Below are 275 nucleotides of genomic sequence, written 5' to 3' on the forward strand. Positions count from 1 at the left end.
TCGACGCCCGCCGCGTCGATCGCCGACCTCAGCAACGGCGTCGACACCCAGGTCGCCGTCGACCAGTCCTTCGTCGACGCGATCACCTCGCTCGGCCTGACCCCCGGCGTCGTCGGCACCGCGACCTTCACCGACGGCACGTTCGCCTTCCCGATCACGGGCGGAAACGTCGACTACTACGGCCCCGACAGCGACGTGCGACCCTACGTCCAGGGCGAGATCGACCACGACGGCTCCGGCCTGTCGCTGACCTCGGCCGACGGCACCGTCGTCGA

1 pseudogene is annotated in these 275 nt (G+C 70.5%); it reads left to right on the plus strand.

Annotated features, from left to right (window positions below):
- A pseudogene (locus tag IFT79_RS15995) lies at positions 1-275 on the plus strand (hypothetical protein); the annotation flags it as partial.

This window comes from Frigoribacterium sp. CFBP 8759, from assembly GCF_014841655.1.
Classification (GTDB): Bacteria; Actinomycetota; Actinomycetes; order Actinomycetales; family Microbacteriaceae; genus Frigoribacterium.